Origin of the sequence: Pseudoalteromonas sp. S4492 (assembly GCF_005886115.1) — a bacterium.
Classification (GTDB): Bacteria; Pseudomonadota; Gammaproteobacteria; order Enterobacterales; family Alteromonadaceae; genus Pseudoalteromonas; species Pseudoalteromonas gelatinilytica.
In genome coordinates, this window is record NZ_PNCP01000043.1 from 1 (window position 1) to 22618 (window position 22618).

General features: G+C 41.2%; 18 protein-coding genes. 10 read left to right on the plus strand and 8 right to left on the minus strand.

Features of this window, described 5'->3' with window-relative positions; genetic code table 11:
- Positions 1-195: 195 nt before the first annotated feature.
- Genes CWC28_RS14340 through CWC28_RS14355 form a run of 4 tightly spaced genes read right to left on the minus strand, consistent with a single transcriptional unit; the run spans position 196 to position 3742 of the window.
- On the minus strand, positions 196-684 hold the full coding sequence (locus CWC28_RS14340; RefSeq protein ID WP_063701997.1) for a DUF3299 domain-containing protein: 489 nt from the start codon (positions 682-684) through the stop codon (positions 196-198).
- Positions 685-692: 8 nt separating this feature from the next.
- A complete protein-coding gene (locus CWC28_RS14345; RefSeq protein ID WP_138625318.1) occupies positions 693-1967 on the minus strand; it encodes an ABC transporter permease in 1275 nt (424 codons plus the stop codon).
- Positions 1954-2652: an ABC transporter ATP-binding protein gene (locus CWC28_RS14350; RefSeq protein ID WP_063702002.1), complete on the minus strand. Its 699-nt coding sequence runs from the start codon at positions 2650-2652 to the stop codon at positions 1954-1956. Before CWC28_RS14350 ends, CWC28_RS14345 begins: the two co-directional genes overlap by 14 nt.
- 16 nt (positions 2653-2668) lie before the next feature.
- Entirely contained in the window at positions 2669-3742 is a 1074-nt protein-coding gene (locus CWC28_RS14355; protein ID WP_233999179.1) for a CDP-glycerol glycerophosphotransferase family protein, read from the minus strand.
- Between the two features lie 217 nt (positions 3743-3959).
- Here CWC28_RS14355 and CWC28_RS14360 point away from each other — a divergent pair, with 217 nt between their 5' ends.
- The 7 genes from CWC28_RS14360 to CWC28_RS14390 all read left to right on the plus strand — a co-directional run bounded on the left by CWC28_RS14360 (position 3960) and on the right by CWC28_RS14390 (position 11519).
- On the plus strand, positions 3960-5066 hold the full coding sequence (locus CWC28_RS14360; protein WP_063702004.1) for a phosphoribosylaminoimidazolesuccinocarboxamide synthase: 1107 nt from the start codon (positions 3960-3962) through the stop codon (positions 5064-5066).
- 166 nt (positions 5067-5232) lie between these two features.
- On the plus strand, positions 5233-5883 hold the full coding sequence (locus CWC28_RS14365; protein ID WP_063702006.1) for a methylamine utilization protein: 651 nt from the start codon (positions 5233-5235) through the stop codon (positions 5881-5883).
- Entirely contained in the window at positions 5873-8188 is a 2316-nt protein-coding gene (locus tag CWC28_RS14370) for an EAL domain-containing protein (protein WP_138625319.1), read from the plus strand. The genes CWC28_RS14365 and CWC28_RS14370 overlap by 11 nt, the downstream gene beginning before the upstream one ends.
- On the plus strand, positions 8175-9008 hold the full coding sequence (locus CWC28_RS14375) for a DUF3034 family protein (RefSeq protein WP_138625320.1): 834 nt from the start codon (positions 8175-8177) through the stop codon (positions 9006-9008). Before CWC28_RS14370 ends, CWC28_RS14375 begins: the two co-directional genes overlap by 14 nt.
- Positions 9008-9427 carry a group I truncated hemoglobin gene (locus CWC28_RS14380; RefSeq protein ID WP_063702012.1) on the plus strand — a complete coding sequence of 140 codons (420 nt, stop codon included), beginning with the start codon at positions 9008-9010 and terminating at the stop codon, positions 9425-9427. The genes CWC28_RS14375 and CWC28_RS14380 overlap by 1 nt, the downstream gene beginning before the upstream one ends.
- Positions 9428-9516: 89 nt before the next feature.
- Entirely contained in the window at positions 9517-10680 is a 1164-nt protein-coding gene (locus CWC28_RS14385; protein WP_063702014.1) for a capsular polysaccharide export protein, LipB/KpsS family, read from the plus strand.
- Entirely contained in the window at positions 10680-11519 is an 840-nt protein-coding gene (locus tag CWC28_RS14390; protein WP_063702016.1) for a sulfurtransferase, read from the plus strand. The genes CWC28_RS14385 and CWC28_RS14390 overlap by 1 nt, the downstream gene beginning before the upstream one ends.
- Here the strand turns inward: CWC28_RS14390 and CWC28_RS14395 are convergent.
- The 3 genes from CWC28_RS14395 to CWC28_RS14405 form a co-directional block, all read right to left on the minus strand.
- A complete protein-coding gene (locus tag CWC28_RS14395) occupies positions 11494-13032 on the minus strand; it encodes a tetratricopeptide repeat-containing sulfotransferase family protein (RefSeq protein ID WP_063702018.1) in 1539 nt (512 codons plus the stop codon). The two genes, CWC28_RS14390 and CWC28_RS14395, sit on opposite strands and share 26 nt — an antisense overlap.
- A gap of 108 nt (positions 13033-13140) precedes the next feature.
- Positions 13141-15573: a TonB-dependent receptor gene (locus tag CWC28_RS14400; protein WP_105174517.1), complete on the minus strand. Its 2433-nt coding sequence runs from the start codon at positions 15571-15573 to the stop codon at positions 13141-13143.
- Positions 15574-15753: 180 nt separating this feature from the next.
- Positions 15754-16110, minus strand: coding sequence for a DUF5522 domain-containing protein (locus tag CWC28_RS14405; protein ID WP_082874001.1), 357 nt, complete (start codon positions 16108-16110; stop codon positions 15754-15756).
- Between the two features lie 43 nt (positions 16111-16153).
- Here CWC28_RS14405 and CWC28_RS14410 point away from each other — a divergent pair, with 43 nt between their 5' ends.
- A complete protein-coding gene (locus CWC28_RS14410) occupies positions 16154-16474 on the plus strand; it encodes a hypothetical protein (protein WP_105174518.1) in 321 nt (106 codons plus the stop codon).
- A 65-nt stretch (positions 16475-16539) separates the two neighbouring features.
- Here the strand turns inward: CWC28_RS14410 and rapA are convergent, their stop codons facing one another.
- The gene (gene rapA / locus CWC28_RS14415; protein ID WP_063702025.1) at positions 16540-19434 is read right to left on the minus strand and encodes an RNA polymerase-associated protein RapA; all 2895 of its coding nucleotides are present in this window, start codon (positions 19432-19434) and stop codon (positions 16540-16542) included.
- Between the two features lie 299 nt (positions 19435-19733).
- Between rapA and CWC28_RS14420 the strand changes: the two genes are divergently transcribed.
- On the plus strand, positions 19734-21098 hold the full coding sequence (locus CWC28_RS14420) for a PhoH family protein (protein ID WP_063702027.1): 1365 nt from the start codon (positions 19734-19736) through the stop codon (positions 21096-21098).
- On the plus strand, positions 21098-22480 hold the full coding sequence (locus tag CWC28_RS14425; protein ID WP_062566157.1) for a PhoH family protein: 1383 nt from the start codon (positions 21098-21100) through the stop codon (positions 22478-22480). Before CWC28_RS14420 ends, CWC28_RS14425 begins: the two co-directional genes overlap by 1 nt.
- Positions 22481-22618 lie beyond the last annotated feature (138 nt).

Genomic DNA, 22618 nt, shown 5'->3' on the forward strand with positions numbered 1-22618 from the left:
AAACCTGTCGCTATCTACGTTAAAAATTTCTGATTTAGAACAACTAAATAACGAAATTTTTGCCTTGCTATCAACGAGGTTTTATTGCCTCAAAATAGATCACTTAATTAAGCGAATTGGTATGAATTAAGCGAACAGGGACTGGAAAAAGAACAAGTTATGGATTAGAGCATGCAAAAGCATGCTCTTTAAAACTTATAACTCAAATGGTGCTACACCGACGGCTTTCATTTTATAGCCGACTTGGGCAATTTCACCAGACCAGGTTTCGGTGCTGATAACGCCAGTCACGACAATCGCATCGTAGAGGCTTTCGATTGGAACGCCGTCTTTAATCGTGACATGCACAATTTGATTTGGCGGCGGTGGTGGCACGTGAATACAGGCGCCAAAATAAGGGACCAATAAAAACTCGGTGATCACCTCACTATCGCCTTCAAGTGGTACAACAAAGCCAGGAATACTCACAGATTGGCCATTAAGCTCTTTTACCACAGGTGCATCAAGGTCTGGCTGCACCCAGTTTTGCTCAGATCCTTCATGGTTTGCTTGTGCTTGGGTGTCGATTTGCACATGACCTTTTGGAATTAAATCTTCCCAGAAGATTTCTTTAGGTGCGCCAGCATTAGCGCTAGCACACACAACTAATGCGACTAAAGCGACGAATTTTCGAAAAAACGGCATAACATTCCTTAAATTTTAATACTCATACCATCAGCAAGAGAGTAGAAATACGCACGGGTTGCAGGAATTAACCCAACAATAAAGCCTGCGACCATTATTGCAGCTAAGAGCATGAGTTCATAGGATGACAGTAAAGCAATATTTAGGCTTATTCCGGCATGGCTTTGCAAGTAATCTGCGCCGAGTAGCATTAAAGCATAGAACAGCGCGGTGCCAACAATGCAGCCAAGCCCTGTGATAAGTAACGATTCGACACTGATCAAGGTGAAAATATGCCATGGCCTTGCGCCAACAGAGCGCAAAATAGCAAGCTCTCTACGGCGTTGATTGAGGCTCGAAAGCAGGCTCGTTAACATGCCAAGTAAACTGATCAGCACCACGACGATAGAAAATAACAGCAAGATTTTTTCAACGATAGAGAGCATTTCCCAGAGTTCACGCAAGGTAACCCCCGGCATGATGGCTAGCAGTGCCTCATCTTTGTATTGGTTAATATTACGGCGCACTTGTAAGGTATAAAGTGGTGAATCAAAACCAAGTAAAAAAGCGGTTATTTGTTTTGGTGTGCCAACTAAATCAACATCATCATGCTGGTCATGGTCATGGTCATTTGCATCAGCCTGAGCGGGTTCATGCTGATGGGCATGACTGCCATGAATTGCGTCAATTGCTGCAAGTGGAATATGCAGGGTTTTATCAACAGGTGTCCCCGTTGGTTTTAAAATACCAACCACTTTAAATGGGTTATCGTCATGGTTATGAAAGCTGGTATTGCCCATGCCGTGTGCAATCACCACTTCATCACCAAGTTGATAGCCAAGGGTATTGGCAACCTCAGCACCGAGTACAACCTCAAATAAATGATTAAACTCATGACCTTGTAAAAAGCTTAAGGGCTGCTTTTTAGCAAAGCGATAGTGCTCAAAATAGTCTTTATTTGTACCAAGTACAGCCAAGCCTTTATGGCTGTCGCCAAGCGACATAGGGATAGCCCATTTTACACCTCGCTGCTCAGAGATGAATTGATAGCTTTTCCAACTCACGCCATTGTTTGCATGACCAATGCGAAATACCGAAGACAGCAGTAGTTGGATGTCACCAGTACGCGCACCAACAATTAAATCAGTGCCAGAAATTGTATTGCTAAAGCTACTTTTAGCATCGACCCGAACCCGTTCAATCGACATGAGTAGCATCACGCTTATGGCTATTGTAAACAAAGTGAGTAGGGCGCTGGCTTTACGGTTTAATAAACTTTTTGTGGCGAGTTTAATGAGTAGCATCTGTGCCTCCTTGTAACTCGACCAGGCTGATACTTCGGGTAAATAGCGTTTGTAATGTTTCATCATGACTAACAAAAATTAGCGTGCTATTTGCTGCGCTTGCCTGCTCAAATAACAATTTTACGAAGGCTTGGCGATTTTGTGTGTCGAGTGCTGAGGTAGGTTCATCTGCAATGATAATTTCAGGGCTGCCAATAAAGGCGCGTGCTGCGGCAACTCTTTGTTGCTGACCAATACTCAGCTGTGCAACTGCTTGATGTTGCAAGGCGTCGTTTAGTCCTAAAGCAGTGAGTAAGCGACTTGCTTCCGCTGCTATTGTTGCACTATTTTTTAGAGCGTTGTTTTGCCTTTGTTTTGAAAACTGGCAACCTAAGGTCACGTTTTCAATGGGCGATAAATAGGGCAGTAAATTAAAGTTTTGAAAAATATAACCAATATGGTCGGCACGAAAACGGTCACGTTTACTATTACTCAGTTGGTTTATCGCTTTACCAAGAAGCACGATATTGCCCTGTGTTGGCACTGTGACACCAGCAAGCAGGGATAATAACGTTGATTTACCACAACCACTCGGACCGTGAAGAAAAACATGCTCGCCTTGATCAATATCTAGCTCAGGAATATTGATCGTCGGCTCAGGTTGTTTTGCGTGCCATTTGAAAAGCACATTTTCAAGCGTGATCATAACGACCTATGAATTGTTACCATCGCCAGTAATTTAATTTTCTACGCATTTTAAAATTACGAATAAAATTACGTGGTTTCGGCTTAAGTGCAGGATTGCTCAATAGTAATTCATTGCTAGCAGCAAGTACACGTTGACTCGATAAGCCGTCTTGGTATGGATGCAGTTGCTGGCAGAAGTGTTCGATTTTCGCCATTAATTCAGTGGGTCGTGTGAAGGCATAATCAATCGCCTCAGTTAGTTTATCGACATCTGTGACATCAATAAGGTGTTCGCCAGGTGCTTGGTTGCAGAACGTCACGACAGGCTTTCTCTGTAAGATAAACATAAGCAAAATAGATGAGGTATCACACAGCATGGCATCAGCAGCTTGTAATAGTGGTAATACGTTATCAGTCTCGACAAAGGTTAGATTGTCGTTTTGTAGAGCCTTGTATTTATCAACAAGCTCGCTTGGCATTTTGGGGTGAAATTGCACCAAAATTCGCCACTTGCCTTGCTCACTGTATGCTTTTATTTGTTCGTATAATTTAGGAGCAAGAGAAAGGTTCCGAGAAAAAGTTGAACAAATTAAAAGAGTTTGTCTTCTATCGCTTTCATCTAAGTATGGATTGTTTCCTATTTTTGAAAATAGCGGATCTAGGGTAGGCCAGCCCGTTTCTTTAGCTAAAAAGAAACCATGCTTTTCAGCTAGTTCCTCAAACTTAGAAGTTGTATTAGGACCTTGGGTACAATACAGGTCAAAGCAGCCTCGGATATTAAAATGATCTTCGTATCCTTTTCGATTTAGTTTTCCAGAATTAAAACCGTGAAAAACTGCTACTTTTTTTCCTGGAATAAAATTTGGAATCACATTTCCTGGAATGTATGAAATGTCTGGTTGCCACTGGATTACATCATCTATAGTTTCTAAACACGATTCATCTGAACGGAGGAAGTTCTGATTAACTTCATCACCATAGAAAAACCACTTAACTTCACCGCCACGCGCTAAAATCTCCCGTTGTAGTGGGCGTAAGATCGCGTACGAATAGTTCTGTGAAATAAACATTAAATATTTTTTTTCTGCGGTAGCTGCTAAGTAATCCAAGAAAACCTCCTATTGCGAGGGCACTAGTATAACGAAATAATGTTTATGACAGCAAAATTACTGAAAGTTTAAATTTTTATGGTTTTTATCGCATCCGCAGGCTGATGATGATAGTGCAATGATTGAGCTTTCAAGGCGTCTAGATTATTATAGGCGGCCATAACCCCAATCCCATACATGTGCTCACAAGAGCATGCCAAATACTATCGGAGATAGCATGACTAGCTATAAAGTTTTAGACGTAAACGATGATTTACCGATCCGTACCAAAGGTGCGGTACACAGTGGTAAAGTGCGTTCAGTTTATTGGTTAACTGATGAAGACAGCGCTCGTTTAATTAATGAAAAAGGTTACCAAGTTCCAAAAGGAACTGAGCTAGCTATTATGGTTATTTCTGACCGTATTTCTGCGTTTGATTGTATTTGGCAAGGTGAAAACGGTTTAAATGGTGTGCCTGGTAAAGGTATCGCGCTAAACTCTGTGGCATCTCATTGGTTTAAGCTATTTGATAAAGCTGGCCTTGCTGGTAACCATATTGTTGATATTCCACACCCTTATGTATGGATTGTACGTAAAGCAAGTACAGTAAAAGTTGAAGCCATTGCGCGCCAATATATTACTGGCAGCATGTGGCGTGATTACGCGAAAGGTACGCGTAATTTCTGTGGTATTGATTTACCAGAGGGCTTAGCTGCGAACCAAAAGCTAGATGACGTGTTAATTACGCCATCAACCAAAGGCATTATCACAGGTGTTGCAGATATTCCTGCAGTCGATGATGTAAATATTACCCGTGAAAACATCACGAATAACTTAGCTGTTTTTAACTTCAAGTCTGAAGATGATGTGGCTAAATATGAGCAATTACTTGTTGAAGGCTTTAAGCTGATCAGTGATGAACTTGCAAAGCTTGATCAAATATTTGTCGATACTAAATTTGAATTTGGTTATGTTGAAGACGTTGATGGTTCAGATAAGCTTATCTATATCGATGAAGTAGGTACACCTGATTCATCACGTATTTGGGATGGCTCAGCTTACCGTGACGGTAAAATCATTGAAAACTCAAAAGAGGGTTTCCGCCAGCTATTAATTAATAACGTGCCAGACAGCGACGTGTTATTAAATAAAGACCGTATGGGCGAGCGTGAGCAGCTTGCTAAAGACTACACCTTGCCAGAATCAGTGATGCTTGAAGTGTCTGATACCTACGTTGGCATTGCGAGTAAAATTATTGGTCAAGAAATCACGATTCCAAGCGACCCACGTAGTGAAGTGATCGCTATTTTAGATAAAGAATACGGCTTAATTAAGCACAATTAATTGTCGTTTTTTAACTTAGTCATGTGCTAAGTCAATATTATTAAAGCCAAGTTAGTTTTCTAGTAAAACTGCTTGGCTTTTTTCTTGCTTTTCATATCCTCTCTCATTAACTTAAGCTAAGATTAATCTATACTTATTAGCAAACTAAGCTAAGCAAGGTCTAATTATGACGTTTTTTTCGCATTGTGCCCGCACTGTATGCTCTTTTGTAGTTCTTTGTTGCTCAGCAAATGCTTTTGCTGGTGATATTTCATTTACCGTTCGTGACCAGTTTGGTAAGCCGTTAGCTGATGCTGTAATCGAATTAGAAAGTAATGCGAACTTACCGAGCACGCAATTACCCATAGCGATAATGGACCAGGTTGATAAACAATTTTCACCTAATGTATTGGTCATACAGCAAGGACAATCTGTTGATTTTCCAAATAGCGATAATATCCGTCATCATGTTTATTCTTTTTCGAGTGCTAAACCTTTCAATATTAGGCTTTACGCTGACCGTCCAGAGAAACCAGAGTTGTTTGATAACTCTGGGGTTGTAGTCCTTGGCTGTAATATCCACGATTCTATGGTGGGTTATATCTATGTCGCAAACAGTGCTAACACACTAAAAACAGCAGAGGATGGCAAAGTACAATTAAAAGGGATTACTTTACCGGCCAGTTTAACTATTTGGCACCCAAACCAAACCAGTGAAATTAACAAAAAATTATCGGTTACTGTAACTGAGCAAGTTGCTGATATTACAATTAATACGAATGAACCTGCACCGCGTAATACGTTTGGTGAGATGTTTAAGGCAGATAATGATTCATAGTTTAAGAGGGCGTATCATAGCCTTATGCGTAAGCTTGGTTTTATTAACTAGTTTAGTCAGTTTAGCGAGCTCTTGGTGGTCGACTAATCGCTTTAATGATCAAAAGTTACGTGAAGATATTAATGTCGCTGAAAATGTTTTTAAGCAATATTTAAGTGCTAAAGAAAGCCTGCTATTAACAGCCGCAAAGGTACTCACCGCAGATTTTGGCTTTAAGCAAGCAATCGCCACTCAAGATGCTGATACTATCAGTAGTGTACTGAATAACCACAGTCGTCGTATCAATGCTGATTTGATGTTACTGATTGATTTATCAGGGCAATTGGTTTCTGCAAATACTGAGTTTAACCATACGCCAGATGAGTTTTCTGCACTGATGAATGAATTACTCATTAATGCAGAACAATCAAATTTCATTGTACTTGACCAAACCCTTTACCAAGTAATTTTACTGCCAGTACGTGCGCCTCGTACTGTTGCCTACAGCCTTGTGGGATTTGAAATCAACGACCTAGTTGCAGCAGAGCTTAAAAACCTCACCACAATGGATGTGAGTTTTATTGGTGAAGAGGATGGTGTTGTAGAGACATCACTCACCAAGCAGCCACAAAGTGATTCAGTGTTAGCGCATTTTAATAACAAAACAACCCAGCGAATTTTTGGCGAAAAGCCTGTTTATAGAAACCGATTGGTTGAACTTCCGTCGTTACCAGGTCATTTTGTCTCAGTGTTGTTAAGTGCCGATTTAACGCAAAGTTATCGTGAGTTTGAGCAGTTGTTTTTCACTATAATTGTGCTTGCTGCTATCACGGTTGTCATCGGTGTGCTGGCCAGTGGGATTTTGGCCAAAAACCTGACCACACCGCTTTCAAAGCTTACCCTACTTGCTCAGCAATTTGCGCGAGGTAATTATAAAGCTGAATTTGTAGGTAAAAAACAAAGTAGCGAAATCACTACCTTAGTCGATGCATTTAATAACATGGGTAATGACATACAAGAGCGTGAGCAGCAAATTAGTTTTCAAGCCAGCCATGATTCTTTAACTGGCTTTTATACCCGTTCTGCGATGTTAGAGAGCATGGAAAGCTTGTTTGCTGAAGGGGCTGAGTACACACTCGTTGCTATTGATATACGCGGTCTTCGTCATATCAATGATAAATTAGGCCCGCGTATTGGTGATGATTGTTTAAAAGCCGTTGCTGAACGGATTGGCGAATACTCAGCTCATCATAATGGGGTGAATGCTCGGATTGGCGGTGACGAGTTTTTAACTTTATTGCCAGCAGATGAAACGAAACAATTTAAAGATGCAGTAATGAAGCTGGTTACTCAGCTACAAGCAGGCTACTTAATTCAAAGCTTGAATATTACGTTACGCTTTAGCGTTGGGGTAGTGCATTGTCTTTCACAAAATGTCAGCCCTGAGGACTTAATGCGTCGCTCGTTAATTGCCGTTGATACCGCATCCTGTGAGCATAAAACCATTCACTATTATCAAGAAGGTGAAGACGAAGAGCACCTTGAGCGCCTTGCTATTATCGATGAACTTAAGCAAGCCCTTGTCGATGATGATGGTCAGCTGTTTATGACCTATCAGCCAAAACTAAATATTAAAACCAATTGTATTGATAAAGTTGAGTCGTTAATTCGTTGGCAACGCAAAGATGGTCAGTGGGTTTCACCAGAGCTGTTCATTGATTTAGCTGAGCAATCGGGGGTGATTGTTGAGTTAACTTCTTGGGTTGTGAAAACCGTAGTGTCTCAAGTTGCTGCATGGCAACAGCAAGGTATTACTATGCAGGCTGCGATTAATGTCTCTGCACAAGATATTGCATACCCAAGCTTTTACTCACACCTTGCTAAACAACTTGAGAAACATGCTGTTAATGGGCGTTTAATTACGATTGAACTTACAGAGCGAGATATGATTGAGAACGAAGAGCAAGGCATTAAGGCACTCGAAAACCTTAAAACCTTGGGTGTTAAAATCTCGTTGGATGACTATGGTGTAGGGCAAACATCGCTTGGGCGCTTAAAGTCATTACCGATTGATGAGCTAAAGCTTGATAAGTGTTTTATTTTGCAACTAGACCAGTCACGTCAAGATCAATATATAGTGCAATCGACGGTGACTTTAGGTCATCAGTTGGGCTTTTCGGTTGTAGCGGAAGGCGTTGAGAACAAAGATTCACTGGATATTTTAGTGCAAAACAAATGCGATTATGCACAAGGGTATTATTTAAGTAGGCCACTAAAATCAGAGCAGTTTTTGCAGTGGTTAGAGGTGTACAATGAAGCGTCTTAATTGGTTGTTTGGGTTAACATGCCTTGCTTTTGCAAGTTCTGGCTTTGCGGCGTCAGGTAAATTATTAGCAACACCCGGAGTCTCCCAGGTAGAAGGTAGTGCGGGTGGTGGTATTGTCCCTTGGGCGCAGCTTGCAGGCTATGCAAGTGATGATGAAATAGCAATAAATGGTTTTTGTAGCCGTGCAGATGTGAGTGATTATCGCCTAGATGTTTGTGGCGCGCAGCTAAATATTTATGATCGCGTTGAATTTAGTTACGCAGAACAACGCTTCGAAGTTCCGGCATTAAATACCGATATTGAACAATCAATAACAGGGGCAAAAGTGCGCTTATACGGCGATATCGTTTACAGTAAATGGCCGCAGTTGAGCTTGGGTGTGCAACATAAATCACTGGATGACGGCAGTATCGCAAACCTACTCGGCGCCAAAGACACCAGTGGTACCGATATTTATCTTGCTGCCAGTAAATTACACTTAGGGGCGCTTGCTGGGTATAACTGGTTTTGGAACATCACCTTTCGTTATAGCGATGCTAATCAGCTAGGCTTGTTAGGCTTTGGCGGCCCTGATAGCGATAAAGAATTGTTATTTGAAGCATCTACTGCAGTGTTTTTAACCCATCAAATAGCTGTGGGTGTTGAGTATCGTGAAAAGTCCAATAACCTTGGCTTAGGAGAGCAAGATTGGCAGGATGTGTTTGTTGCTTGGTTCCCTAACAAGCATGTTAGTGTGACCGCAGCTTGGTTAGACTTAGGAAGTATTGCTGGGGCTGAGGATCAAACAGGTTGGTATCTTTCTGTAACAGGGTATTGGTAATGATGAAAACACTTTTTACATTTGTATTTGCAGCTATGTTAGTTGGTTGTGCGAGTAGCAACAATAGCACCTTGTATCAGCAAATTAATGGTGAGCAAGGAGTTGAAAAGCTGGTTGATAGTTTTATTAATCAAATTGGCCGTGACGAACAAATTTTAGCTTATTTTAAACAAACGAATGTTGCCCATTTTCGCCAAGGTTTTATTACTCATTTGTGTAGCGTCACCGACGGCCCTTGTGAATACAAAGGCGACAATATGGTAGATATCCACACGGGAATGAACATCCCTGAAAAAGACTTTAACCGTGTAGTAGAGCTTTTGATTAATGCTATGGACGAACAACAGATCCCGCAAACGGTACAAAATAAGATTCTGAGTCGTTTAGCACCGCTGCGCCCTGAGGTAATTGATATTTAGCTATTGTTTATATTAAATTTTTACTTTATTGCATTCTTTGACTGTAGTCCTTAAACTTCAACAGAATTATTTAATGTATGGCTAAAAGCATGTCTTTTCTATTTATCTCTCGCAATAATGTACACGCCCGCTATTACAAAGAACTAATTGAGAAGTTACCCTTAAATTGCAAAGTGCACACGATGGGGGTACCAAGATTCGGTGCTCTGAAATACATCAAAAATACGACTAAGTATGATTTTAGTAAAATAATCTCGGAGCAACTATTACGTAAACAAGCGCGTAATAGTTTATGGAATAACCCGCTAATAATTAAAAGTTACTCTGCTTTGATGCTGCTTGTGGAGCGGTGTCGGTTCGCTAAGTATTATGATTTATTGAAGTCAGAATCGCCACAAGCTTTAGTCATTTGGAATGGTAATAAATTACCGAATGTTACTGTTTGTATGGCTGCTAAGGCTTTAGGAGTGACCACCTATTACTATGAAAATGGGTTACTGCCCGGAACAACAAGCTTAGATCCAAAAGGTATTAATTTTGCGGCTTCTGTACCGCGAGATAATCAATTCTATTTAAACTTTGATCCGCAGGGGAAGTTGCCATTTTCTGCGCCTGATTTAATTCCTAGAGCGAACCATAAAAAGCGTTGTAAGTTTGACGCTATCGAGTTACCCAAAAAATACTTATTTGTGCCATTTCAAGTTCCACACGATACTCAAATAGCTTGTTACTCTCCTTGGCTTAAGTCAATGGAAGAGTATTACGATGCTGTTGTTTCAGCTGTAAAACAGTTAAATGATCCAGAACTTAAAGTTGTTTTTAAAGAACATCCTTCATGGCATAAGCACTATGAGCACTTGTACGATAGAAATGATGTTGCCGTTTTTGCCAACGGAAATTGTACTCGAGAACTTATTAATGGTGCTGAAGCCGTTATAACTATTAACTCGACAGTTGGCTTAGAATCTTTATTACTTGATAAAAAAGTGATTACCTTGGGGCTTGCTTGTTACAACATTGATGAGCTCGTACTACACGCAAGTGATCAAACTGCCTTGATTAAGAGCTTGGAAAAACTACAAAATGGCTGGCAGACCAACAGTATTCTGAGAGATAAGTTTTTTACCTACTTAAAGCATGTGTATTGCTTGCCTGGTGTTTGGAAAGAATGTACAACTGAGCATGTTGAAGCGGTCGAAAAACGCTTAACTCAACAAGATACATTTGCACAGCTATCGCAAAAGGAAAGCTAATGAAGAACATCGTCTCGCCAGAATGGCTTAACGAGCATTTAAACCAGGATAACTTGGTTATCTTCGATGCAGGAATGGTACGTCCTGGTTTACCGGGTGAGTATGCGCCTAAGGCTATGCTTCCTAATGCACAGCGTTTTGATTTCAAGAAGGCGCTAGCAGATAACAGTAATCCTGTACCAAGCATGATGTGCAATAGCGAGCAGTTTGAAGAGCATATGCAGCTTGCTGGTGTTAACCAAGACTCTCTAGTTGTGATTTATGAAGACCAAGGCTTATTCAGTTCTGCCCGTGCGTGGTGGATGTTTAAAGCAATGGGCTTTGATAATGTAAAAGTTTTAAGCGGTGGTTTGGCTAAGTGGCAAGCACTTGGCTTTGCAACACAAGCAAGTTATTCAGCTGCTTCTGGTCAAGGCAACTTTGTTGCCAGCCCGCGTGTTGATTACTTCATCAGTGCTGAGCAAGTACTTAACTCACTTGATGAACAAAGCACACTAACACTTGATGCTCGCCCTTATGAGCGCTTTACCGGTGAACACGCTGAGCCGCGCGAAGGCATGCGCAGTGGTCATATTCCAAATAGTCGCAGTTTATCTCTTGCAACAGTGCTAAATAACGGTGAGCTTAAATCGCTAAGCGAGTTGCAGGCATTATTTGAGCAACATATAGCGCCGCATCACACCCAGTTGCAGTTTAGCTGTGGTTCAGGTGTAACCGCTTGCGCAATTGCATTGTGTGCCGATGAATGCGGTTACGCTAACTTACGTGTTTACGATGGCTCATGGAGTGAGTGGGGCGCTCGTCACGACTTACCTATTGAAACAGGCCCACATCAATAAACTCAGCGTAATTTTGCCAGCTGCCGATACTGTTTTTATTCAGTGGCTGGCGAATTTGCTTTTTACTCGCCGTGGCTGATGCTGCATTGTTTTTATAAAAAGTAAGGCTGTTTTCCTGCCAGCTTAAATCACAAAACGCATAGAGCTTTTGAGTTTGTAGGGTCGGCTCTGCCACCAATTGCTCATAGCTTTGCAAAAAAACGTTCTCAGGATACTTGTTGGCAAAATGACTGACTAATACCGAGTAATCTTGATGGAACGAGGCAATATCTTCAAGTGTAAAACTGTAGTGATGGAACACACTTTGCGGGCTATACATCTGCCTAAAATTGGCAATGCTGCAATCTTGCCAGTCCCGCTGCATACAAACGATTTTTGCATTAGGAAAAGCCGCTAAAATAAAATCAATATAGTAAAAGTTAAATGGCTGTTTATCACAACTTCTTTGGCCACCACTTAGCAGCTGGGCTCTTTGTTGATAGCTAGTCAGTGCTGTCTTTATCGCCTCAGATTCATATGCCTTATCGAGCATTTCGCTGTCAATCACACGCGCGGATTGCGTGGCGTGTTGTATCAATTGCGCAATATCATTTAATTCCCCAATGCCTCGTAGCTTTGAACTTTGATTAAGGATTTTCTCAACTAAGGTTGTACCAGAGCGGGGCATGCCAACGACAAAAACTGGCGAGAACTCAGAGTCACTACTTTTAATTGCTTGCTGCTTGCTCTGGGTAATCAGTTTTTGACAAAAGTGGCGATGCTGTGTGGCTTGATAATTAAGTTTACCGGCTATTGCTTGCTTACTTTGTGCAAAGTATTTAAATGCATTTTTGTAGTCATTGAGGTGCTCATAATTAAGAGCAAGACTATGAAAATACACTTGTTGGTCAATAATGCTTTTTTCTCTATCCGCCAAGGCTTGTAGTTTTTGAATATGTTGCTCTGCATCTATAACAGTATTGAGTTCAGCCTGCGAATAGTGGGCTTGATAAAAACTAGCTTGCTTTGTGGTTAGTTGCTGTAACAAGCTTTTAGCTTCATCGAACAGTCCGTGAATTTTATAACACACCGCCAAATTATAGCTAATTTGTGGGTTATCTTTATTGCGTTGGTAGGCTGCTTGTTGAAAGCTAAGGGCGTCGTCATAATGCCCTAAACGGGTCGCAATATTGGCTAATGTATCAAAGTCAGCGGCACCAAAGTCAGCTGTTTGTAGAGCGCTTTCATAATGCACAGCCGCATTACTTACTTTGCCTAACAGTACGTATAACTTGGCAAGTGCTAAATGATAAATCGCAAAAGGGGCTAGGATTATCGCTTTCTCAAGTAGCTTAATCGCTTTGTTGATATCGCCAGCTGCGGTGTTGACTTCGCTGAGTAAAAAGTAACAAACGTGGTCTTCAGGATTTTGTTTTAGCCGCTGCACAAGTAAGTGATGTGCATCGGTTAGTTGTTTGTTGCTTAACAACTGTTGGATATGAGCGCGAAGCGCTTGTTGGGTATCATTTAGCATAAGCGCATAGTATACCAATTCTCCATAATACTTAATTATTTTCAGGCTTATACCAATCCCAATAAAAGCCCTGCCTAAAGGAGGCAAGGCTTTTATGGGTATATTTAATTACAGCTCAAAGTTATAGCTAAACTTCACACCGATAGTACGAGGCGCGGTGGTGTAGTGACCATAAACACGCTGTAGCTCAGGTAGCTCTTTGTTAAGCTCAGCATATTGCGACATACCTGCCCAAGACTTATCACGACGTACAGAAGTGAATGCATATTTATCGAATAAGTTGTCTACGTAAAGCGTTGCAGACCACATATCGCCAGTAATTTTGGCAGATAAGTTACTTAGTGCATAACCTGGTAATACTTCGCCGTCTGCTTTTAAGCCTACTTTGGTGATTACATCACTTTGCGCTGTGATACCGTAGTTTACGCTTAATAACTTATCACCTAAGACATCTTGCTCGTAACGAAGACCAAACGAGAATTGATGCTCAGGAGCACCTGGTAAACGGTCGCCTTTAGCACCATCATAGTAGCTTTGGTACTGCGCTAAGTCATCGCCTAACACGCCAAATAAGTACGGCGCATCTTCGGTCAATTCAGCCTTTGCATACGCGTATGTCGCATATGCAGCCCAGTTGTCACCAATCATTGCACGAGTAGAAAGCTCAACACCTTTTGAATTAGCAGAGCCTGCGTTCGAGGTAATTAGCTCTTGGCCATTTACAGTGCTGCTACCTACTTGCGCATCTTTCCAATCAACATTAAATAGTGCTGCATTGAAGTGTAGGCGGTTACGTAACCATGATGACTTAAAGCCTAGCTCATAGTTGACCGTTGTATCTGGTTTGTAATCTTCTTCGTTTGGCAGGGCACAAACTATTTGTTGCTCAGGTAATACATCAGGGCAAGGAGCAATACCGTTACCACCACCAATACGGAAGCCTTCACTTACAGTAAAGTAAGCAAGAATACCGTTATCAAATGTGTAATTAGCATTAAACTTAAATAAGTTACCGCTATCGCTGGCACTAACCGTTTCCATATCTAGATTAGCAAGTGAATCAAAATCCCCTGAGTAAAGCGGTGTAGCAGAACCTGATGTTGTAGAAACATCGTATTCGTAAAAACGTGCACCTAGAGTTACATCAAGCTGATCTGTAATGCTGTAGCCGATTTCACCAAAAAGTGCTTTTTCAGTGGTTTCGCTATCTGAAATTAGAATGTACTCAAGGTCTTGTTCAACATTAGGGATACCGCCACCCCAATATTCAGTCAGACCTGGCGTGTACTCACGGTCATCTGAGTGACTTTCTAATTTGTTATAGAAGCCACCTACGATCCAGTTAAAAGCGCTACTACTATTTGAAACTAAACGAAGTTCTTGCGTGAAGGTATCGCGCTCAGAGGTGTCGTGTGTGTAGCCAACGAATGAAGGGAAGTCGGCATAACCTGACCAAATATCGTAAAGTAGATCGGTTTGGTCGCGCTGACCTGATTGCTCATAGCTAGACCAACCTGATGCAGATACCAGCTCAGCAAAACCAAGATCCGCTTTAATCTCTAAGCTTAATAAATCGTTTTCTTCTTCGCCTGGCTCAAGTACACGGGCAACGTTTTCGTACTTTCCTGGGATACCTTGTAGCGCACTGCTATCAGCAAGTGAGCCGTATTGCGATGTTGAGTTACCGCCATTTTCTTGTTTTTGATAGAAGTAGTTAAGCGTTGCATCTACATCTTCGGTTGCAAGCCAACGCAGTGATAAACGTGCTGTGGTGATTTGCTCATCGTTAACATCGCTTACGCTTTTTAAGTTGGCATTTACATCGCTGCTGTCAGAAAAGTCAGGGTTCGGATTTGATACACCTGGCTCTTGAACCACGTGCGTGTAGTCAATGTAACCCGGGTTATCGTAATAATTTAAGCTAGCGCGAAGAGCTAGTTTTTCTTCAATTAGCGGAGTGTTGAATACCACGCCAAACTCACCGCCTGTGCCGTCACTTTCGTTAATGCTAAATACATCACCTGTTACCTGACCTTCTGTTAAATCTAGATCGGGTTGTTTAAGCAAATAACGGATCGCACCGCCTAAAGTCCCTGCGCCATACAGTGTACCTTGTGGGCCAATTAGCACTTCAACACGGTCAACATCAGTTAAACGTAAGTCGATGCTAAGTGGAATTTCACCAACATAAGTGGCCACTGTGCCACTATCAGAAATACGGTCAGAGGTATTCGTGTTTAAACCACGAACGATGATCGGAGAACCTTCACGGCCACCTTGATCAGAAATTGTTAAGCCAGGTACCCAGCGCGCGACATCTTCAAGATCACCAATGTTTTGATCGCTAATTACATCGCCGTTTAGCGCTGTAATGTTCAGTGGCGCATCTTGCACTGAGCCTGCACGTCGTGTTGCAGTGATTTGAATAGTTTCAATTGATTTATCAACTTCGATAGCATCTTCAGCTGCAAACGCCATATTGCTATTGAATAAAACCGCAGAAATTGCACTTGCAAGTAGAGCAGGCTTAAAGGTGTTCATGATTGATTCCGATTTAGTTACAGTAAATTTATGCTTAAAAAATAGACGTTATTAATAGTTTAAGCTTAAAAATGATTAATTTAGTGAATTTATATCCAATTATAGTGTATTTTTATTCTTTTCGTCCATGCAATATTTGCAATTAAATGCAAACTAATTGAATAAATACTCTACCTGGGGTTAGTTATCGGAATAAGGGCAGTGAGTGCAGCCATTACTGCAGCAATGGCCGCGTTTTAAAAAGAACCAGCGGCTAAATACCATGTAATTGTTTTGCATGGTGTAATCAAGATTTTCTATTAAATTTCCTTGAGAAAAATAAGGCTTAGCAAAGGCAAGTTGCTGTTCTAAAGGTTGTTGGTAAAGTTTAGATAAAAATGAATTTATCTTTTTTATAGTACAGTCTCGGCATAAACACTCTGTTGCTGCCTCATCGAGTGGTAAAATGTTGGGCAGCTCGTTACACCAGCAGGCATTAATATTATCAGCTTGGCAGTGAAGGGTTGCTTTGCATTGTGAGCAAGTAAGGGTTGTCATTTAGTAAAAAGATGCTTTGAGATTGAAAAGGTAAGCATAGCAAATGGATAAATTAGACGCATTAGATGAGTTTGCCCGTTTTGGTGATAATCGATTTGAGGCAATCTCAGTGATTACAAGCACTCCTGACACACAAGGTGATGTGTATATTCTGACGCAAGACGTTTTCTGTCAGGTTTTACAGCGTGTTATCGACGGCGAAATAGATATCGATGAGTTAGAGCTTTGGGCAAATGTAGTAGAGTCCAGACAAGATATCGACGAAAGTGCCGTTGAGGGGGCTATTTACGCTTTAAGCAATAACGAGCAAATGGGTGAGTTGAATAAAAGTATGCTAGAGAAGTTATTAACGATAATGCAATAGCATGATGGAAGGTAAGCACGAAAGCTTTAAGCAAACCTTAAAGCTTTCGCTTACGAGCCAATGGGTTAGTGAGAAACCACAATTAAACGAATTGCATCCAGTTTAACTTGTGCTTTTTCAATGTAAGTAGTGAGTTCACTACGTTGTTTATCAAAGAAGCTAAGCTCTTCATCACGAATATTCGGGTTGATCTGCTTAAGTGCTGTTAAACGAGCTTGCTCTTCACCGAGTGCAGTTTGCATTTTCTCTAGTGATTCAGCGCGTAGTGTTTCAAGCTTGGTTTGTGCCATGCCTTGTGCGCTGGTGATCATTGGGTGAATGGCGCTTTGTAGTGCACTGGCTAACTTACTTGCCGTTTGGCGACCAACCGCAGACAACTGCTGGTTGAAGGCATCAAAGGCAACATTGTCGGCCAAGTTATTGCTGCTCTTATCTAATAAGATACGAATTGGCGTAGGCGGTAAGAAGCGACCAACCTGCAACGCTTTAGGTGCCATCGCCTCAGCAATAAAGATCATTTCAACAAAGAAGGTGCCAGCAGGTAACTTTTTGTTTTTCAATAACGCCACAGAGGCAGTACCAAAGTCATCATCACAAATCATATCTAAGCTGCCTTGCACCATAGGGTGGTCCCAGCTGATGAAATGCGCGTCTTCTTGCGAAAGCGAGGTGCTACGATCAAACGTTACTGTGATGCCATCATCTTTCAAGCATGGGAAAGATGGATTTAGCATGTGCTCAGTTGGCTTTAAGATGATGGTATTTTCACCTTTATCCTCTTGGCTTACACCAAAGGTGTCGAACACATTGATCATATAACTTGGTAGCGTGAATTGATCATCTAACTCTTCGATATCAGCAACAAGACTTTCAGCTCGTCCTTGGCCACTTGAGTGCAGCTCTAATAAACGGTCACGACCACTTTCCATTTGTTTACGAAGCTTAGCATTTTGGCTGGCAACTTGTTCTAGTAGTGGGTCTAGCTCTTCTTCGTCACAGTTGTGTGCACCAATAAACTCAAGTAGTTCTTCGCCATACTCTTTATACAGCATTTGTCCTGTTGTCGATGTTGTTTCAAACGCATCTAAACCTTCGTTGTACCATCGAAGTAATACTTCTTGTGCGGTGTTTTCGAAATACGGTACGTGGATGTTTACGTCTTGCGTTTGACCAATACGGTCAAGACGACCAATGCGTTGCTCGAGTAAGTCTGGATTAAGTGGTAAATCAAACAGTACTAAGTGATGCGAGAATTGGAAGTTACGACCTTCAGAGCCAATTTCAGAACAAAGAAGAATTTGTGCGCTGTCGTACTCATCGGCAAAGTAAGCTGCTGCACGGTCACGTTCTACAATCGACATGCCTTCATGGAAAACTGAGGCTTTAATTGCTTCACGCTCACGTAAAATCTGTTCTAGGCTAAGTGCGGTTTCGGCTTTAGCGCAGATAAGCAGTACTTTTTCGTGTTTAAGGGTTTTTAATGTTTCGATTAACCAATCAACACGTGGGTCAAATGCGCCCCAACTGGCATTTTCACCCTCAAACTCTTGGAATATTTTTTCAGGGAATAAAGCGCGAAGAGCAGTTAGCTCTGCATTTTGAATACCAGCCATGTTACCCAGTACTGACATCGCCGTTTTATATTGTTTAGGCATCGCCATTGGATAAGCATGAAGTTTACGGCTTGGGTAGCCATCAATTCCGCTACGGCTATTTCTAAATAAAATACGACCTGTACCATGGCGGTCTAGCAGCATTGATAAAATTTCGTTACGTGCCGTTTTATCACCTTGCTCTGCTTTGGCTAAAAGCTCTGTGATATCAGTTTCTTTTAATAGCTCTTTTAATGTTGCTCTAGATGCATCATCAAGGCCTTTTTCACCCAGTAATTGGTTAGCAGCTTCGGCAACCTCTTTGTAGTTACTTTCTTCTTCAACAAACGCATCGTAGTCGTAGAAACGATCTGGGTCGAGTAATTGTAAGCGGGCAAAGTGACTGCGGTGACCAAGTTGATCTGGCGTCGCAGTTAATAAGATAAGGCCTGGAATGTCTTGGCTTAACTCTGCCATACGTTGGTATTCAGTGCTTGGCTTACCATTGTTGATACTTAAATGGTGCGCTTCATCAACCACTAATAAATCCCAATCAGCCAGCGTAGCTTGCTCAAACCAGCGTTTTTTCTTGCTTAAGAACTCAAGGCTAGTAAGTACTAACTGTTCTGTTTCGAATACGTTTGGTGAGTCTGCAAATGCCTCATCACAACGTTCTTCATCAAAGATTGAAAAACGTAAGTTAAAGCGGCGTAGCATTTCGACTAACCACTGATGCTGTAAGTTTTCAGGCACAACAATCAATACACGGCTAGCACGGCCACTGATGATTTGCTGGTGTAAAATCATACCTGCTTCAATGGTTTTACCTAACCCCACTTCATCAGAAAGTAATACGCGCGGCGCAAAACGTTTACCCACTTCTTGTGCGATATAAAGCTGATGCGGAATAAGGTTTGCACGTTGACCAATTAAACCTTTTAAAGGTGATTGCTGGCGCTCAAACTGGTGCTGCCAAGTTTGGTAGCGCAGCGTATAGCGGTCAAAGCGGTCTACTTGGCCTGCAAATAAACGGTCTTGTGGTTTATTGAATTTGATAAAGTGATCTAAAAAGGTTTCTTTTAACTGCGCTTTTTCACCATTATCAACGCGAGTGCCGTGATAGCATAGTAACTCGCCTTGCGCTTCAACAGACTCGACTTCTAATTCCCACTCTTCAACGCTGCGAATAATATCACCTGGATTAAATGCGACACGAGTAACAGGTGCTTCTGTTAAAGAATAAACTCTGTTTTCTCCACTGGCTGGAAATAAAATGCTGACCTGACGGCCTTCAAGGGCAACAACGGTGCCTAATCCTAAATCTGACTCAGTATCACTGATCCAACGCTGACCTAAGGAAAAATTCATGTATGTCTCGTCTATGAAGAAAAAAGGCGGCTATGTTACCTGTAACGCCATGCTACTTCAAGGCAGTAAACTCGCCGCACACAATTAAATTTAGTCAACCTTTTTAAGTCATTATAAAGGGTAAAAATTGTATGTATTTTAACCAGTTAAATAATTGTATATTTGTATGTCATAAAAAGGACTTTTGTCGTAAATAGACTAAACTGAGTATATACCTGACAAATAAATCATAGCTTCATCCGCCGCTTGTTTAGTTTATTGGGTATAGCATAAAAATCATAAAACGTAAGGAAAGTGCTATGGAAAAAGCTTCGAACCTTGATAGTAAAATGTATGTGCTCGATACCAATGTATTACTCCACGAACCCCTCGCTTATTTATCTTTCCAAGAACATGATGTCGTTATCCCGATGACAGTATTAGAAGAGCTCGACCACATTAAAGATAGGAAACATGACGTCAGCCGTGACGCCCGTGTTGCTATTCGTGGTTTAGATGAAGTGCTAAAGGACGCTTCTCCAGAGCAAATGTTGCAGGGTGTCGCGCTCCCTAGTAATAAGAAGGCTAAAACAGAATCTCGTGGTCGCTTAATTATCGTTAATGACCATTTATTTGCAGACAGTATTTCAGGGTTACCTGGCAACGAAAACGACCATCGCATTATCAATTGTGCTGTTCATTTACAGAAGCAACACAGCGATAGCAAGGTTGTGCTTGTCACTAAAGACATCAATATGCGCCTCAAAGCGAAAGGGGCAGGGCTTAAATTTGTTGAAGATTACAGAACAGACCAATTAATTGACGACATAGCGTTGCTAACTAGCGGCTATAAAAAAATTGACGGTGATTTTTGGCAACAGGTTGGAGAATGCGAAACAGAGCAGCAAGGCCGAGATACCTATCATCATGTGGCAAAAAGCACGATTAGCGATGTGTTCTGTAACGAATATATTTTAGATGAAAGCGACCACTTTGCGGCTCGAGTAACAAGCTACGATGATAAACAAATTACTTTAAAAGATATCAGTGTTGAGCGTTTGATGAGCCATACCGCGTGGGGTGTTAAACCAAAAAATGTGTATCAAGGAATGGCACTTGATGCGCTGCTTGACCCAAGCATTGAGTTGGTGATTTTAACTGGCCCCGCTGGCTGTGGTAAAACCTTGCTCGCCCTTGCCAGTGCGCTTGAAATGATTATTGAAAAAGGCATTTACGATAAAGTTATTGTCACTCGTAATACCCCAGAGATTGCTGAGTCGATTGGTTTTTTACCGGGCACCGAAGAAGAGAAAATGGCGCCGTGGTTAGCTGCTATCACCGATACGTTAGAAGTGCTGCATAAAGGAGATGAGAATCCGATTTCAAGCCGTAATTACATTATGGAAAAAGCCAACGTACAGTTTAAATCGGTAAACTTTATGCGTGGTCGTAGTATTCAAAATGCTGTTGTTATTTTACAACCCCGAATTGGGGATATTTTAAAGTTTTTACCCCCTTGTTTTTATTGGCCTGTAGAAAAAGTAAAAAGAATTTCCAAAAAAATTGATTACCTTAGCTACTCTGAGCAGTCTCTCAACAATAAACCTTTACTCAAAATTTGTAATTTACAAGAAAAGTACAACACAAAGCCTAGCAACGATTCAATCTTTTGGGAGGCTGCGTAATGAAAAGCTCTATTGATAATCGAAATCCTCGTGTACTTGATACATCTGCATTAGTACATGATCCAAAATCTATTTTTAGCTACAAAGATGATATTTACATCTGTCTAACTGTCCTTGAAGAGCTTGATAACCTGAAAGAAAGAACTAATAAATCGGTAAGTGCCGATGCCCGTATGTGCATTAGAATGCTTGAAGACATTATAAATGGACATACAGCCGAGGAAATGGAAATAGGTATTCCTTTACCATCTACCGAAACAGCCCAGAGAGGAAAGCTTTTCATTGGAATTGACACTCAATTGGATCTGGCTAAGGAGTTAAAGCACGGGATAGGAAGTGATGCTGATAACAGAATAATTAATTATGCTTTATATCTTCAAAAAGAACTCAATAAAGACGTAATAATTGTTAGCCGTGACATTAATATGCGCTTGAAAGCTCGAACCGTAGGGGTCATGGCAGAAGACGTTGCCGTAGATAATCAAATATCAGATATTGATCTTTTATACACAGGGGTACAAGCCTTTAAAGGAGATCTTTTTGATCGAATTAAATCAGACAAAGACTTCAAGGTTTCAGGAGAAGTTTATACTTTCCCAATAAGTCTATTTAATGATGAAGTTCAGCCAAACATGTATTGGTACGATGAAGCTGGACACATTGGGCGAATTTCAGAAGTAACAGATACTGAGGTATTCACAAAGCTATTGCCTCGTAAACAAGAAAAAGTATGGGGCATTTTGCCTAAAAATCAGCGTCAGTCGGTAGCTTTAAGCCAATTAACAGACCCTTACTATGATTTAAATATCATCCTTGGTCCTGCTGGCTCCGGAAAAACTTTTTTGGCAGTTGCTTCGGCGCTGCATCAAGTATTGGAGTTGAAAAAGTACAAAAAAATCGTTGTGGTGCGCTCCAGAGACTTTATGGACGACGATCCGGGATTCTTACCGGGGGATTTAACTGAAAAATCAATGCCTCTTCTGGCAGGTATTACTGACGCATTAATTTCGATGCACTCGGATGATAATCATGAAGGAAATGTCTACGCTACAGTCGAGCATGTGATTGAAAAAGCCAATATAGAATTTACTAGCATGGCTTATTTTCGTGGCCGTTCAATAGACGATGCTGTTTTAATCATTGATGAAGCTCAAAACATGACTAGAGCGCAAATCAAGGGCATGTTAAGCCGTGGTGGGAAAAATTGTCGGACAATCGTATTGGGCAACCTAGCCCAGATTGACGATAAGTTTGTAACACCTGCTTCTTCTGGTGCAAGTGCGGCTGTTAATGTGTTTCGTCATTATGAAAAAGGATCAGTGCTGATTTTTGATGAAGTAGAGCGTAGTAGCTTGGCTGAATTCACTGAAAAGAATATGTAGGCATCAAACTACCATTCACATTTCCTTATAATATTGCGACAATGGCCACTGCTTTTTGCAGTGGCTTTTCAGAGAAGCCCGTTCCCACGAAAACAGGACGAAATGGATTTACTCTGAACTAAAAGATTAAATATTCAC

Bases quoted from the DNA above. Each gene is read 5' to 3' on its own strand.
- CWC28_RS14420 (WP_063702027.1), top strand. From the start codon at position 19,734: ATGGAAAAAGCTTCGAACCTTGATAGTAAAATGTATGTGCTCGATACC.
- CWC28_RS14410 (WP_105174518.1), top strand. From the start codon at position 16,154: ATGGATAAATTAGACGCATTAGATGAGTTTGCCCGTTTTGGTGATAAT.
- CWC28_RS14370 (WP_138625319.1), top strand. From the start codon at position 5,873: ATGATTCATAGTTTAAGAGGGCGTATCATAGCCTTATGCGTAAGCTTG.
- CWC28_RS14405 (WP_082874001.1), bottom strand. From the start codon at position 16,110: ATGACAACCCTTACTTGCTCACAATGCAAAGCAACCCTTCACTGCCAA.
- CWC28_RS14400 (WP_105174517.1), bottom strand. From the start codon at position 15,573: ATGAACACCTTTAAGCCTGCTCTACTTGCAAGTGCAATTTCTGCGGTT.
- CWC28_RS14375 (WP_138625320.1), top strand. From the start codon at position 8,175: ATGAAGCGTCTTAATTGGTTGTTTGGGTTAACATGCCTTGCTTTTGCA.
- CWC28_RS14385 (WP_063702014.1), top strand. From the start codon at position 9,517: ATGTCTTTTCTATTTATCTCTCGCAATAATGTACACGCCCGCTATTAC.
- CWC28_RS14350 (WP_063702002.1), bottom strand. From the start codon at position 2,652: ATGATCACGCTTGAAAATGTGCTTTTCAAATGGCACGCAAAACAACCT.
- CWC28_RS14395 (WP_063702018.1), bottom strand. From the start codon at position 13,032: ATGCTAAATGATACCCAACAAGCGCTTCGCGCTCATATCCAACAGTTG.
- CWC28_RS14390 (WP_063702016.1), top strand. From the start codon at position 10,680: ATGAAGAACATCGTCTCGCCAGAATGGCTTAACGAGCATTTAAACCAG.
- rapA (WP_063702025.1), bottom strand. From the start codon at position 19,434: ATGAATTTTTCCTTAGGTCAGCGTTGGATCAGTGATACTGAGTCAGAT.
- CWC28_RS14360 (WP_063702004.1), top strand. From the start codon at position 3,960: ATGACTAGCTATAAAGTTTTAGACGTAAACGATGATTTACCGATCCGT.
- CWC28_RS14380 (WP_063702012.1), top strand. From the start codon at position 9,008: ATGATGAAAACACTTTTTACATTTGTATTTGCAGCTATGTTAGTTGGT.
- CWC28_RS14345 (WP_138625318.1), bottom strand. From the start codon at position 1,967: ATGCTACTCATTAAACTCGCCACAAAAAGTTTATTAAACCGTAAAGCC.
- CWC28_RS14340 (WP_063701997.1), bottom strand. From the start codon at position 684: ATGCCGTTTTTTCGAAAATTCGTCGCTTTAGTCGCATTAGTTGTGTGT.
- CWC28_RS14365 (WP_063702006.1), top strand. From the start codon at position 5,233: ATGACGTTTTTTTCGCATTGTGCCCGCACTGTATGCTCTTTTGTAGTT.
- CWC28_RS14425 (WP_062566157.1), top strand. From the start codon at position 21,098: ATGAAAAGCTCTATTGATAATCGAAATCCTCGTGTACTTGATACATCT.